Annotated in this window: 9 protein-coding genes; 7 read left to right on the forward strand and 2 right to left on the reverse strand. The window is 60.0% G+C overall.

Translation table 11 applies throughout. The annotated features are described in order from the left end of the window. Positions 1 to 173 precede the first annotated feature (173 nt). From LOC68_RS07740 to LOC68_RS07765, 6 genes are all read left to right on the forward strand, one after another. A complete protein-coding gene (locus tag LOC68_RS07740; protein WP_230217413.1) occupies positions 174 to 2627 on the forward strand; it encodes a PSD1 and planctomycete cytochrome C domain-containing protein in 2454 nt (817 codons plus the stop codon). 2 nt (positions 2628 to 2629) lie between these two features. Beyond that, complete coding sequence (locus tag LOC68_RS07745) at positions 2630 to 4042, forward strand: DUF1501 domain-containing protein (protein ID WP_230218469.1); 1413 nt, start codon at positions 2630 to 2632, stop codon at positions 4040 to 4042. Between the two features lie 40 nt (positions 4043 to 4082). Continuing rightward, positions 4083 to 5255, forward strand: a complete 1173-nt coding sequence (locus LOC68_RS07750; protein ID WP_230217415.1) for an aminotransferase class V-fold PLP-dependent enzyme — start codon at positions 4083 to 4085, stop codon at positions 5253 to 5255. 86 nt (positions 5256 to 5341) lie between these two features. Next, positions 5342 to 6592 (forward strand): M20 family metallopeptidase, encoded by a 1251-nt coding sequence (locus LOC68_RS07755; RefSeq protein ID WP_230217416.1) that lies wholly within the window; start codon positions 5342 to 5344, stop codon positions 6590 to 6592. Positions 6593 to 6624: 32 nt separating this feature from the next. Further along, entirely contained in the window at positions 6625 to 7878 is a 1254-nt protein-coding gene (locus tag LOC68_RS07760) for an MFS transporter (protein WP_230217418.1), read from the forward strand. Then, on the forward strand, positions 7875 to 8816 hold the full coding sequence (locus LOC68_RS07765) for an amidohydrolase family protein (protein WP_230217420.1): 942 nt from the start codon (positions 7875 to 7877) through the stop codon (positions 8814 to 8816). The genes LOC68_RS07760 and LOC68_RS07765 overlap by 4 nt, the downstream gene beginning before the upstream one ends. 215 nt (positions 8817 to 9031) lie before the next feature. On the opposite strand, the gene LOC68_RS07770 is transcribed toward LOC68_RS07765, so the two are convergent. Beyond that, a complete protein-coding gene (locus LOC68_RS07770; protein ID WP_230217422.1) occupies positions 9032 to 11170 on the reverse strand; it encodes a DUF7133 domain-containing protein in 2139 nt (712 codons plus the stop codon). Between the two features lie 31 nt (positions 11171 to 11201). Then, positions 11202 to 12749: a N,N-dimethylformamidase beta subunit family domain-containing protein gene (locus LOC68_RS07775; protein ID WP_230217424.1), complete on the reverse strand. Its 1548-nt coding sequence runs from the start codon at positions 12747 to 12749 to the stop codon at positions 11202 to 11204. A gap of 268 nt (positions 12750 to 13017) precedes the next feature. Here LOC68_RS07775 and LOC68_RS07780 point away from each other — a divergent pair, with 268 nt between their 5' ends. After that, positions 13018 to 14460 carry a purple acid phosphatase family protein gene (locus LOC68_RS07780; RefSeq protein ID WP_230217426.1) on the forward strand — a complete coding sequence of 481 codons (1443 nt, stop codon included), beginning with the start codon at positions 13018 to 13020 and terminating at the stop codon, positions 14458 to 14460. Positions 14461 to 14472 lie beyond the last annotated feature (12 nt).

Raw genomic sequence — 14472 nt, forward strand, 5'->3', positions numbered from 1 at the left:
ATTGTATCAAATGAAGCGTCGATTTAAATCGTATCCAGGATATACTCGTTTTCATAGCGATCGACGCCAACTTTCGATTCGCTCGCTTTTGAGCTGCTGGAAACGCCCGCCCAAGAGAGAACTGCATGTCGACTCCCACCTGTTATCGACGACGCCTGGCAACGAGTGCCTTGTTGTTGATTCTTGTCGTTCTGTACAGCCTGCCTGGCAGCGCTGCGGCGGAAGAGCCGGGGGCGCCAAGCGGCGAGGCGCTGAAGATCTTCGAGACGAAGATTCGCCCACTGCTGGTAGGGAAATGCGTCGAGTGCCACGGGGCCGATTCTGCGGAGTCCGATCTACGGCTTGATTCCTATTCCGGAATGTTGACAGGCGGAGCTTCGGGCCCGGCGGTTGTGCCGGGGAAGCTGGACGAAAGTCTGCTGCTGACGGCGATCAGTTACAAACATGAACTGCTGCAGATGCCGCCGGACGAAAAACTGTCCGACGACGAGATCAAGCTTTTGCAGCAATGGGTCGAAAAAGGGGCGCCGCATCCCGATAGCAACGCCGGCGGTTCGATCGCACCACGCCGCGGCGCGATCGACATGAAAGAGGCCCGGCAGTATTGGGCGTTCCAGCCGATCGTCCGCCCGGCTGTTCCGCAAGTTGATGGCCAACCGGCCAAGCCGAACCCGATCGACGCGTTCCTCTTTACCAATCTGCAGAAGGAAGGGCTGACTCCCAGCTCGCCAGCCGACAAGCGAACGCTATTACGCCGCGCGACGCTCGACTTGACCGGTTTGCCGCCGACGCCGGAAGAGATGGAAGCCTTTCTGGCTGATGAGACCCCTTCGGCATTTGAACATGTCGTCGACCGGCTGCTCGCTTCCCCCCGCTATGGTGAACGTTGGGGACGGCATTGGCTCGACGTGGTGCGCTACGCCGACAGCAACGGGCTCGATGAGAACCAAGGGTTTGTCGACGCGTGGCGTTATCGCAACTACGTGATCGATTCGTTCAACGCTGACAAGCCGTTTGATCGCTTCGCCGCCGAGCAAGTCGCCGGCGATCTGATCGAGCTAGAAGAACACAAGGGAGAAAAGCAGGGAGACTATTCGTCGGTGATTGCGACCGGCTTTCTGACGCTGGGACCGAAGGTTCTGGCCGAGAAGGACGAGGTCAAAATGGAGATGGATATCATCGACGAGCAGATCGACACCTTCGGCCAGGCGTTTCTCGGCATGACGATCGCCTGTGCTCGCTGCCACGATCACAAGTTCGACCCGATCTCGACCGCCGACTATTACGCGTTGGCGGGGATCTTCAAAAGCACGAAGTCGATGCAGTCGTACAAGGTGATCGCCAAGTACAACGAGGCGACGCTCGCGACCGAAGCCGAAATCAAACGAAAGGCGGAGCTTGACGCCGAGAAAGCGACGAAGCAGAAAGAGCTCGACGCACTCGTAAAGTCGGCCAATGCCGAGTTGCTGAAGTCGATGGGCGTCGCCGCTGACGCGAAGGTTCCGGACGACGCCGAGCAAAAGTATCCGGAAGAAACGAAAACGAAGCTCGCCGGGTTGCGTGCAGAGATCGCAAAGCTGACCGCCGACGCGACCGAGTTGCCGACCGCGATGGCGGTCACGGAAGGAACGCCGGCCGATACGCGGATTCATGTCCGCGGCAGCCACTTGATGCTGGGACGTGCGGTCAAACGGGGCGTGCCGGAAGTGATGAATCTCTCGGACTCGCTGACGATCGCCGAGACCGAAAGCGGCCGTAAACAATTGGCCAGTTGGCTGACGAGCCCGCAGAATCCGCTCACCGCGCGGGTCTTGGCGAATCGCGTCTGGGGTTGGCATTTCGGCGAGGCGCTGGCGCCGTCGACCGACAACTTCGGCAAGCTAGGTGAAGCGCCGACGCAGCCGGAACTGCTTGATTGGCTCGCGGCCGAATTGATCGAAAACGGCTGGTCTCTCAAGAAACTGCACAAACGCATCATGCTGAGCGACGCCTATCAGTTCAGCAGCCAGTCGATTGCGGCGAATGAAAAGGTCGATCCCGAAAACCATGCCCATTGGCGGGCCAACGTGCAGCGAATGGACGCCGAGTCGCTCCGCGATTCTCTTTTGGCGGTGAGCGGTCAGCTTGACCCGAGTCGCGGCGAGAAGGTCATCGAGCTGGCGAAGTGGACGCTCGTTTTCGATCATACCTCGAAAGATGCGACCAGCTACGATACCAATCGCCGCTCGATCTATCTGCCGGTGATTCGCAATAACCTGTATGACGGCTTCTCGCTGTTCGACTTTGCGACCGCCGACGTGACGACCGGTAGCCGGGGAACTTCGACCGTGGCGCCGCAGGCACTGTACGCGATGAATAGCCCGATGTTTATTTCCGCTTCCGAAACGCTCGCAAAGCGGTTGATCGAAGAGTTTCCGAGTAACGTTGAGGCCCGCGTGCCGCGGTTGTACGAGATTGCACTAGGACGTTCGCCGGAGACGCACGAGACGACGCGTCTGCTCGACTATGCGACGCGGCTGCAGCCGCTGTTGACTGGGAAAGCGGAGATCGAGAATCCGGAGCTGGTCGTTTGGGCGGCGATTTGCCAAAGCGTCCTGGCGTCGAACGAGTTCGCATACGTGGAGTAATGATGCACGACCAAGGATCGCACAACTCGCTCAGTCGCCGCCAACTGCTCCGCCGATCGGCCGTTGGTTTCGGCTATCTCGCGCTGCAGTCGATGCTGCAAGGTCCAGCCGCCGCGTTTGCGGATGCGGCGCCGGCTCATTTTCCGGCGCGGGCCAAGCGGGTGATCTTCCTCTTTATGAAGGGAGGTCCGTCGCACGTCGATACGTTCGACTACAAGCCGAAACTACAGAAAGATGACGGCAAGCCGCTGCCGTTTGAAAAGCCGCGGGTGCAGTTCGCCCCGACCGGCAACTTGCTCGGCTCTCCCTGGAAGTTTCAGCAGTATGGCGAGAGCGGCATCCATGTCAGCGAGCTGTTTCCGAACGTCGCGAAGCATGTCGATGATATTTGCTTCCTGAATTCGGTCCACGGCACGAATCCGTCGCACGGGGGCGCACTACTGAAGCTGCACACCGGCAGCGACAACTTCATTCGGCCGAGCATGGGGTCGTGGGTTACCTACGGACTGGGGACAGAAAACGCGAATCTGCCGGCGTTCGTCACGATTTGCCCGACGTTCGCCCACGGCGGCGCCAAGAACTGGGACTCCGCCTTTTTGCCGGCCCGGTTCCAAGGAGTTCCGCTCGGCGTCGCTTCGCAGCCTTCGACCAAGGCCCAGGTCAAATACATCGCGAATCCTCGCTACAGTTCCGAGGTGCAGCGGCTGCAACTCGATCTGATGCAGGCAATGAACGAGGATCACCTGAAGACGTCAGGGCCGGAGGCTTCGCTCGAAGCGCGGATCCAGTCGTTCGAGCTGGCCTACCAGATGCAGACCGAAATGCCGCAGGCGCAGGATCTGAGCGAAGAGACCGCCGCGACCCTCGAGATGTACGGGCTCAACGATGCAGTGACCGAAGACTTCGGTCGGCAATGTCTGCTCGCTCGCCGGTTCGCCGAACGGGGCGTTCGCTTCATCCAGGTAACCCACAGCGACACGAAAGTGCAGTGGGATCAGCATGGCGACTTGAAAGCGGGACACACCAAGAACTCCGCCGAGGTCGACAAGCCGATCGCTGCGCTGCTGACCGACCTGAAACAACGGGGCTTGCTCGACGACACGTTGGTGTTGTGGGGGGGCGAGTTCGGACGGACGCCGACTTGCCAAGGCGCCGGCAACGACGGCCGCGACCACAACCCGGAAGGGTTCACCATGTGGATGGCTGGGGCTGGCGTCAAAGGTGGCTATCAATATGGCGCCACCGACGAGTACGGCTACTACGCCCTGGAAAACAAGATGCATGTCCATGACCTGCACGCGACGCTGCTCCACTTGCTGGGGATGAATCACGAGCAACTCACCTATCGCCACGCAGGCCGAGACTTCCGGCTGACCGACGTGCATGGCGTCGTTCATCACGGCATATTGGCTTAGCATAAAACGACCAGACTTTCCCCTCTCCCAAAGCTCCGACATGACTGCTACTGTTTCGATCAACGCGATTTCCAACGCCCAGCACTGGGAAGGAAAATCGTATCTGAATACGGCGGCCGAAGGGTTGCCGCTGCTATCGGCGGTCGACGCCGTGCAGGAGTATCTGTTCGACAAAACGCACGGCGAACCGGGACGCGTCCAGTTTTGGCATCGCTACGAGCGAGCGAAAGAACTGGCCGGCGAACTCTTCTCGGTCGACGCCGATCAAATCGCCCTGATTAGCAGCACCACCGAAGCGCTGAACACGATCGCCAACTCGATCGACTGGCGGCCGGGGGACGAAGTCGTCTTCACGTCGAGCGAGTTCCCGTCGAACATCTTCCCGTGGGTCACGCTGCAAAAGCGCGGCGTTAAATTGCGAATTGTTCATCCTGGCGCCGACGGCGTTTCGGTCGATGAATTGCTGGAGCAGATCAACGAGCGGACCCGACTGGTGACCGTCAGTCAGGTGAGTTACGCGACCGGTCAGCGAATTGACCCGGCGCCGATTTGGCGGCGGGTGAAAGACACGGAGACGCTGCTGTGCGTCGATGCGACTCAGGCGGCCGCCCGGGTTCCGATTGACGGCCAGATGGCTGACTTCACGGTCGCCAGCGCGTTCAAGTGGATGAACTCGATCCATGGCGCCGCAGTGATGTCGGTAAGTCGTCGCGTGCTCGCTCAAGATGTGGTCGGCCCGGCCGGTTGGCTCTCGACCGAGAACTGCTTTGCGGACGATCGCCTCGAAGCGTTTCATCCCCGCGGTGACGCGCAGCGGTTCCAAGCCGGCATGCCGAACTTCGACTCGATCTATTCGCTAGCGGCGGCTCTGGAGTTTCATACGCCCGATGCTGTTGCGGCTCGGGCGAAAACGATGGCGCCACTGGTCAGTTCGCTCCGGGCGAGCCTGGTCGAGATGGGACTTACGCCGCTGGTTCCCGAAAGCGAAGCGAGCCAGGCGGGGATCGTGCCGTTCGCCTACAACGGGTCGGCCGAAATGAAAAAACAACTCGCTGAGCGGGGGATTTTCGTCCAAGGGGACGATCGCCGGATCCGCGCGGCGCTTCATTGGTACAACACGGAAGAAGACGTGCAGCGTTACTTAGGGGCGCTGCGTGAATTGATCGATGAGTCGCAACTGCCGACGGCGCCGCTGGCCGGCAGTCGCCGTTGATCGAAGGCGGTTGAGCGAGAAGAACAGCGACCCAGCGGGTTGCGCACGGTGAGAATTGAAAGATACCCCGTAGAGGACGAACTGCAGTGAAAGTGGAACTCCGAAAAAAGCCCAAGTTTGTGGGCGCCGAATTCTTCAGCGACGCCGACCCGCTTGAGATCTTGCAGCAGTTGATTGCGATTCCGAGCGTCAATCCGTGCGGCGGCGAGGCGGCTGGTCCCATCTTCTATGAGCATGGGATGACGCGCTGGCTGATTCAGTTCTTTACGCAGCTGGGGACCCCGTACGAAGTGCAGGAAGTGGCCGACGGCCGCTGCAATGTGATCGCCCGGTTGGACTTTGATCCTGACGCGCCGACGATCATGCTCGAAGCGCATCAAGATACCGTGCCGGTTGACGGCATGACGATCGCCCCGTTTGTGCCGGAGCTGAAAGAAGGACGGCTCTATGGCCGCGGCGCCTGCGACGTAAAGGGGGGCATGGCGGCGATGTTGGCGGCGTTCGCGCGGCTCGCGACGGAACGCCCCGCTGGCTGCGCCAACGTCATCATGGCTTGCACGTGCGACGAAGAGTTCTCGGCGACCGGGGCTCGCCACTTAGGGCGAAGCTGGCATAGCGCCGAACCGGCCGATTCGTTTTTGACCGGTCCCCCTGATTTTTGCGTCGTCGCCGAACCGACCGACTTGAACGTGATCGTCGCGCACCGCGGCGTCGTTCGCTGGAAGCTGCAAACGTTGGGGTTGGCTTGTCACAGTTCGCGTCCGCACGAAGGCCGCAGTGCGATTTACGCGATGGCCGAAGTGATTCAGGCGTTGCAAAAATATGCGGCCGAATTGCCGCAGCGCGTCGGCGTCCATCCGCTTTGCGGCGCTCCGACGTTGAGCATTGGCAAAATCGTCGGCGGGACCAGCGTGAATATCGTGCCGCACGAATGTGAAATCGAGATCGATCGGCGGACCAGTCCCGGCGAGCGAACCGATCATGTGCTCGAAGAGCTGGAAGCGTATCTGCGACAGGAGACGAACGTTGAGTTCGTGATGCTGCCCCCGTGGATCGAAGCCGATTCGCTGGCTGATGACCAAGATCCGCGGTGGGTCGATCGGTTGCTGCAGCAGATCGAAGCGGTCTCGGGACCGCGAGAAAAGGTGGGAGCGTGGTACTGCACCGACGCGAGCAGCTTCGCCGCAGCCGGCGCTCCGTCGGTCGTCTACGGACCAGGTTCGATCGCCCAGGCGCACACCGCCGACGAATGGATCGAGGTCGAACAACTTCGCCAGGCGTGCGAGACCTACTATCAGTTTTGCACGAGTCCGGTCGTGACCGAAATCCCGGCTTAAACTTTTTCGCCCGCCGGCGTCAGGAAGAATACGTGACCACGAAATCGGCCAGTTCGCTTACGCTGCTCGTCTTGATGGTGTTGGCCATCGGCATCAACTACATCGACCGCGGCAGCTTGTCGATCGTCAAGACCGACGTGGCAGGCGAGTTTGAACTCGACGCCGCGCAGATGGGGCTCTTGTTCTCGGCGTTCTTTTGGAGCTACGCCCTGTCGCAAGTTGCGACCGGGTGGCTGGTCGATCGGTTCGACGTGAAATGGCTTTACGCCGGGGGCTTCTTGGTTTGGTCATTGGCGACCGTCTCGATGGCCTTCGCCAGCAGCTTTACCATCTTCCTGCTGTTGCGTCTGGTACTTGGCCTCGGCGAAAGCATCGCCTATCCAGCGACGTCGCGGATGATTGTGATGAACTTTCCAGAGCGGCGCCGCGGGCTCGCGAACGCGCTGATTGATGCGGCGACGAAGCTGGGGCCGATGTTGGCGCTGCTGTTGGGCGGGCTGTTGGTCGCCAGCAATGGTTGGCGTTCGCTGTTTATCGTGGTTGGTATCGGCGGGATGCTCTGGTTGCCGGCATGGCTCTGGCTCGTTCCGTCGCAAGAGAAGCCTGCCGAGGGGACCAAGTCGTCGATTCCAAAAGTACCGTACGTCGCGCTGTTCACACGTCAGGAAGTGTGGGGAACGTCGCTCGGCTTCTTCTGTCTCGGTTACACGTGGGCCTTTTTGCTCTCGTGGTTGCCGGCCTACTTGGAAGAGTCGCGCGGCTTTACCAAAGAATCGATGGCGCTGTTCGGCAGTTTGCCTTTTGCGGCGATGGCGGTCACCGCGATTTGCGGCGGTTGGCTCGCGGATCGTTGGATTCATTCGGGCGCCACGCCGACGACGGCTCGCAAGTCGTTCCTGATCGGCGGGCTCGTGTTGTGCTCGGCGTTCATGTTTGCCGCGGTGCTGGCGCAAGACGTAAGCGTCTGCATCGCACTCCTTTGTTTGGCGTGTGCGTCGCTGGGGCTTTACACGTCGAACGTCTGGGCGGTTACGCAGACGCTGGCCGGGCCAAACGCCGCTGGATCATGGACCGGACTGCAGAACGCGATCGGCAACATCGGAGGCGCCATTTCACCGGCGCTGACCGGTTGGCTCGTCAAAGAAACGGGAAGTTATTATTCGGCATTCGCCGCCGCTTCGTTTATCCTGGTGATCGGCGTCTTCGCCTACATTGCGCTGGTGCGACAGGTCGAGCCGCTCGACTGGGAACTGGAAAAACAAGAACTACAAGGTGCACTACGATGAGCCAATCTTCTGGTCAGCCGCTCCTCTCGCGTCGACATCTTCTGCAAGCAGGCGCCGCCGTCGCGGCCAGCGCCTCGCTCGGTCTGGCGAAGGAAGAGAAGAAGCCGGGCTACATCGACGCCCACGTTCATATCTGGACGCCTGATACGAGCGCCTATCCGCTCGGCAAGCATTACGACAAGTCGGCGATGAAGCCGGCCAGCTTTACGCCGGACGAATTGTTCGCTTATAGCCGTCCGGAAGGAGTGGATCGGATCGTCTTGATCCAGATGAGCTTTTACGAGACCGACAACAAATACATGCTCGACGCGATCGAAAAGTACCCCGACACCTTCCGCGGCGTCGCGATCATCGATCACGAGGCGCCCGGCGTGCTGGAAACGATGCGCGGCCTGAAAGAGCAGGGGGTCAACGGCTATAGACTGTATGCCGACGCCAAGTCGACCGCCTCTTGGGTCGATTCGCCCGAAATGGCGACGATGTGGAAAGGCGCCGCCGAAACCGGCCAGGCGATCTGCTTGCTCTCGAATCCCGACGCGCTCCCGTCGATCGAAAAGCTGTGCAAAAAGTTCCCCGAGACGACGGTCGTGATCGATCACTTCTCGCGGATCGGCGTCAGCGGCACGATTCAGGGAAGCGATCTCGATAACCTCTGCAAACTGGCGACCTTCCCCAAGACGCATGTGAAGACGTCGGCCTTCTACGCGCTCGGCAAAAAGAAGCCGCCGTATCTCGACCTGGGACCGATGATTCGCCGCCTCCGCGATACGTTTGGCGCCGATCGACTGATGTGGGCGAGCGACTGCCCCTACCAGGTCGAAAAGGGAAACACCTACGCCGCATCGATCGCGCTGATCCGCGACAAACTCGACTTCCTTACGGACGTCGATAAAGAATGGATGCTCCGCAAGACGGCGGAGAAGGTTCTCTGGAGCTAGGCGAGAATAATAGCCCGAAGCGCCAGCGAGGGAAATGCGGTCGCAATCAAGCCGTTTGAGCCAGCGCAGCTCAACACTAACCCGAGGCGCGAGCCGAGGGAATGTGCACGCAAGCAAACGCAAGATGTCGAAGCGCAAAATTAGAGCGATTCGACATTGCACTTTTCATCCGAGCGCATTCCCTCGGCTCGCGCCTCGGGTTAGTGTAACTATCGCTATTTCCGCGATTCTAGATAGGCGATTAAGTCGGCCAATTCTTGATCGCTCAGCGCCTTGTGGAAATCGGGGGGCATGATCGAGACGTCGCTCGCTCGGATCTCTTCGATCGCTTCGTTCGGGATGCGGACGTTGTTTTCTTTATCGACGCCGAGGTGCAGTTCCTTGGTGTTTTCGCCCAGGATGATGCCGCTGTAGAGCTTTCCTTCGTCGGTCAGAACGACGTACGGTGCGAAGCCGCGAGCGAAGGTGGCGTTGGGATAGAGAATCGATTCAAGCAGATCGCGTCGTTCGCGGCTGCGGCCGATGGTGGTGAGATCGGGACCGACCTGGCCCCCTTCGCCGGCGACCTGATGGCATTTATTGCAGGCGATCTTGGCCGAAGCGAAGACGAACTTGCCGCGCTCCGCATCGCCGGCGGCGAGATTCTCGACGCGAGCGAGCAAACTGCTCCGCTCCTCCTCCGTGAGCGGTTTGCCCATCGATGCGGCGGGAATCTCGAGCCAGTTCTGGCTCGCCAGATCGACTTGGGGACGACGGAGTTGTTCCAACGCGATGGCGGCGGCGCTCGATACGCTTTCGCGTGGGTCAAGAACCGACGTGCTAAGTTGCTGCCGATCTCCACTTTGAATTAGGCCCAGGATCAAGGCGTGACGCGTTCCGGCATCGTTGTCTTTCCGCGCCAATCCTTCCAACAACGGCAGGATGGTCGACGGCTGCTCTTTGACGAACGTCCCTAGCACCGTGGCCGCCACACGACGTTCACTCGGTTGGCCAACGCTAAGTTGCCGATACAGCCAGGGCGCAAAGGGAAGCACTTCGCTCGATCGGGGCCAATCGAGGAGCGATTGTGCGGCGGTCTGCCGGATCAAGCTGTTTTCATCACGCAGATACGGCGCGATCTGGGCGAGCGACTCGGCCGTTTCGGTCTGACGAAGGGACCAGATCTTCTGTTGCGTGGCCAGCACGGGATCGTCGTTCGTTGCATCGGCAGGCGACGACTTCGTCTTCCGAATCCGATAGATCGCCCCGCGAATATCAGGCTTCGCCAATTCCGATTTCGGACAACCGATCCGGAACCAACCGCCGGTGTCGATCACCAGCAGCGAACCGTCGGCGTCTTGCAGGACGTCGGTCGGGTGAAAGTCGTGACTTGGCGAGACGGCGAAGTCGGATTGATTGGCGACGGCGAAGGTGGAACCGCTCGGTTTGAGTTCGACCCGGACGATGCGGTTGGTGTTGAACTGCGTCACGAACACGACGTTCGGATTTGCCTTGTCGAGGCAAAGGCCCGAGACGGCGACATGGCCGAAGTTCAACACCTCCGGCAGCAGATCGCCGGTCCGGATGAATTCGCTTTCCAGCCCTTCGGCAAAGTCGGTGCGCGGGTAGACTCCTCCCTTTTGCCAATGGACCAGGCAATCGCCCCGCGGTTGCGAGTACATCAGGTTGACCGTTCCCAGCATTTCGCCGGCCGGGGTGAAGACGATCTCGACCGGGTTGTCCATCCCGCCGGCGCAGTACGTCTGCACGTCGCTGCCGTCGAAGTTCGACGAAAAAATGCGCGCCGCTTTTCCTTTGCTGATCAGGTTGCCGGCGGCGTCTTTGATCTCGTGACCATGCCGCCCTTCGCACCAATAAAGTCGACCTTCCGGGCCGAGAAACGGGCCATGGACGTCGGCCGCATTGCCGGTGTAGCCGAAGTCGCCGACCAGTTTAACCCGCTCATCGGCGACGCCGTCATCGTCGGTGTCGGTCAGCTTCCAGATCGCGCCGCTCGATGCGACGTAGAGCGAGCCTTTGTGCCAAAGACAACCTTGCGGAAAGGTCATCTTGTCGGCGAACATCGTCACCTTGTCGAAGACGCCATCTTTATCGACGTCTTCTAGACGCTGGACGAAGTTGGGAAGCTCTTTTTCGAGTTCGGCGCGAGGGAGGTTTTGACCGGAGTTTGCCGCGACATAGAGACGCCCCTGTTCGTCGAAGTCGGCCATCAGCGGATGGGCGATCAGCGACGAAGGAGCGGCGACTTCGACCGTGTAGCCCTCGGGGACCTCGAGGATCGATTCGGCGGCGTTGGTAACCGTCGTAGCGCCAAATAGGAGCAGGACCAGCACCGCGAAATATCGGCGATTCATCAGGAGTCTTCCGTCGTTCTAGTGAATTGAATTAGGCGGTGATCGCTCGCTGCAGCAAGTTGTGCGTGATCTGTTGGACGCGGGCATCGGGGCCATGCGGGCGACTCCAATGCGACCAGGGCAACACATGCCCCGGCGGAGAGCTTAGTCCCTGCGCCCAAAAAATCGTCGCCGCGTTAAAGACGAAGTTTCCTTTGGGGCCGGGATAGATGGTCGCGGTCCATTGTTGCGGATTGACGCCACCTTGCCACGCGGTACCAGCGCCGACCACTTGTAGGCCGGGGATATCGGCCGGTTCGCCGTGATATTCCCAGCCGATCAAACCGGGGATGGAGTCTCCTTTTTTGACGCCGGTTCCGGCGAACATCCAGTGATCCGGTTGCGTGACGATCCAGTCGCCGCCGCCGTTAACCGGCTCGACATTCCGGGCGCCCATCAGCAGTCCTTCGTCGGGACCGTGATGCGGAAACGGACCATGGTCTTTCTCGCGATTGACGGCGTAATCGTTCGTGCCGCCGTAAGGTCCACCGCGAGAAATGGTCCGATTCGGTATGCCGACGCTGTTGTCTTGGAACGGGGTGACCCAACAGACGGCGTTGCCGGAGAGGAAGAGGAGGTTGACCCCTTCGTCTCGCATTTTCTCGACCGAGCGGAATTGCCGGATGTCCCAGTATTCGTCGTGCCCGACGCTGATGAAGGTCTTGCAGCGCAGACCGCGATCAGGGGTCAGCATGTCGCTGTTAGAGCAATAGCTGACGTCGTAGCCATGTTGTTCGAGCCAATAGGCGAGCGGGAACTCGAACGGGAGGAATTCGCCGGAGCCGACGGTGCGAGGATCGTTGACGACCCCTTGATGTTGCGCTTCGCGGCCATAGGGGCGATCAAAGCTGACGTCGGCCCAGGGCCCCTGGTTTCCTTTCGGATGGGTGTAGATTGAGTAGTTGTTGGGCCAGCGGTTGTAGGCTTGCCAGGTGTTGTCGCTGACTTGAAACAAGATGTCGGCGGGACGTTCGTCGCGAACGACGAAGACGACGTAGCTTTGCCAGTACGCTTCGCCCGGTTCGGGGATGGTGGTGAGTCGCCCCAAGTAAACGCCGCTGATCCAGTCCGTTGGAATCGTCAGCGAAACCGTCGCTGGCCAGCGGCATTCGTGGATATTGCGTTCGCCGGGAGTCGGCGTCGCTTCGGTCTGGCTTTCCAGCGGACCGAGCGTCTTCATCAACCGCGCTCCGTCGCCGCCGTAGTACCCCATCCGGAAGATTTCGAGCTGAAACGACCGGGCCGGATTGGTCGAGACCATGATGTCGATCGACTCGCCCGGGAGGACGCTTTGCTTGCTGCAATATCCCTCGATCCAAGGAGAGCGGAAGCCGACGCTGTCGACGCGAACGCGGGTGATCTGCCAGTCCTTGGCGCCGGGAAGGGCGTTTTCGGCAGGGATCGTATCGCGGTTGGGCTTCGGCTCGTCGGCGCGAACCGATTGTGGGGCATGAGTGACGCCGGTCGCGAGCGTGGTGGCGGCGATCGCCCCTTGCAGGAACTGGCGCCGTGGCAACTTGGCCAAGGGATCGTCAGGCATGGCGAGACTACGCGTTTTGAGGTGGGAACGGGGGGAGGTGGACCTTCATCGTAGTAAAGAAAAAAGTCGATGTCACGTGGAATCTTGCTCTGGCCGCGAAGCTTGCGCTTTAAGTGGCTTTCGATGAGCGGGTGGTGCGCCGATTGTAAAGATTTGCAGCCTTTGGGGGCTCCCAGGGAGATAATCAAGCGGGGTGATTGGTGAAGCGAAACGGGTGAAGTAGCATTTTGTTGTTCAGGTTCTCCTTTCTTGATTTTGGAATCGTTGGATGACAAACATTCATTTGCTCGCTTGGTGTGCGCTGATTTTGGGTACGTCGGCGAGCGCGGTATTCGCTCACGAGGGAGAAGAGGGGCACGCGCACGAGCCAATCGCCGTCAAACCGGCTGAGATGTACCAACCGACCGCAATGCCGGACCGCATTGTTTTGACCTGGAGCGGCGATCCCCGCACGACCCAGGCCGTAACCTGGCGGACGTCGGTCGAAGTCGCCACGGGATTGGCTGAAATTGCCGAAGCGGAAGGAGGCCCGAACTTTCCGAAGCAGGCGACGCAGCACAAAGCGATTACCGAAGCGCTGAAAACCGATCTGAACACCGCCCACTTCCATAGCGTGAATTTCGAGAACCTGATTCCGGGAACGCGTTATGCGTATCGCGTCGGCGACGGAGTGAATTGGAGCGAGTGGTTCCAGTTTTCGACCGCCACCGAACAGCCGGAGCCGTTTTCGTTCATCTATTTTGGGGATGCGCAGAACAACATCCGTTCGATGTGGTCGCGGGTCATTCGCGAAGCGTACCGCGACGCTCCGAAGGCGGCGTTCCTGCTGCATGCCGGTGACCTGATAAACCACGCCGACTCGGACGCCGAGTGGGGTGAGTGGTTTGGCGCCGGAGCGTGGCTGAACGCGATGACTCCGAACGTGGCGATTCCCGGCAACCACGAGCTGGCGGAAGGTCCGAACGGAACGCGGCGCCTGACCCGACATTGGCGAACGAGTTTCGCGTTTCCCGAGAACGGACCGCGGGGACTGGAAGAAACCTGCTTTACGTTCGTCTATCACAACCTGCGGATCATTGGTCTGAACAGCAACGAACTGCACCAAGAGCAGACCGTCTGGCTTGAGAAGGTGCTGGCGGAGAACAAGTCCCCCTGGGTCATCTGTACGTTCCATCATCCGATTTACGCGACCAATAAGTATCGCGATAACGCTGATCTGCGGGCGCTTTGGAAGCCGCTCTTCGATCGCTACAAAGTCGATCTCGTGCTGCAAGGTCACGACCATGCGTATGGGCGAACCGGATTCAACGTCCCCGGCGTCAACGTCCCGCAGAGCGAGTTCTCGACCTTCGGAGCGGCCGTGGAGCAGGCAAAGCAGGGCGCGGATGGCAAAGTGAAGGTCGGGATGGTGAACGTTCCGACCGGCGTGCAAAACGTCGACCAACAGAACGGAACGGTCTACGTCGTCTCGGTCAGCGGGCCGAAGATGTACGACAACGCACGTTTTCCGTTCATGCTCCGCAACGGCGAAGACATTCAGCTCTACCAGATCATCCACGTCGACGGCGACAAGCTCCGCTATGAAGCGCGAACGGCGATCGGCCAGTTGTATGACGCCTTCGAACTGCGGAAGCAGGGGAAGGGAGTGAACAACCAGCTTGTCGAGATCCCGGGCGAAATTCCGGCAGTTCTCCGCGGAGCTAAACCGTAGAAACCTGCGCGG

This window comes from Blastopirellula sediminis, from assembly GCF_020966755.1.
GTDB classification, from domain to species: Bacteria; Planctomycetota; Planctomycetia; order Pirellulales; family Pirellulaceae; genus Blastopirellula; species Blastopirellula sediminis.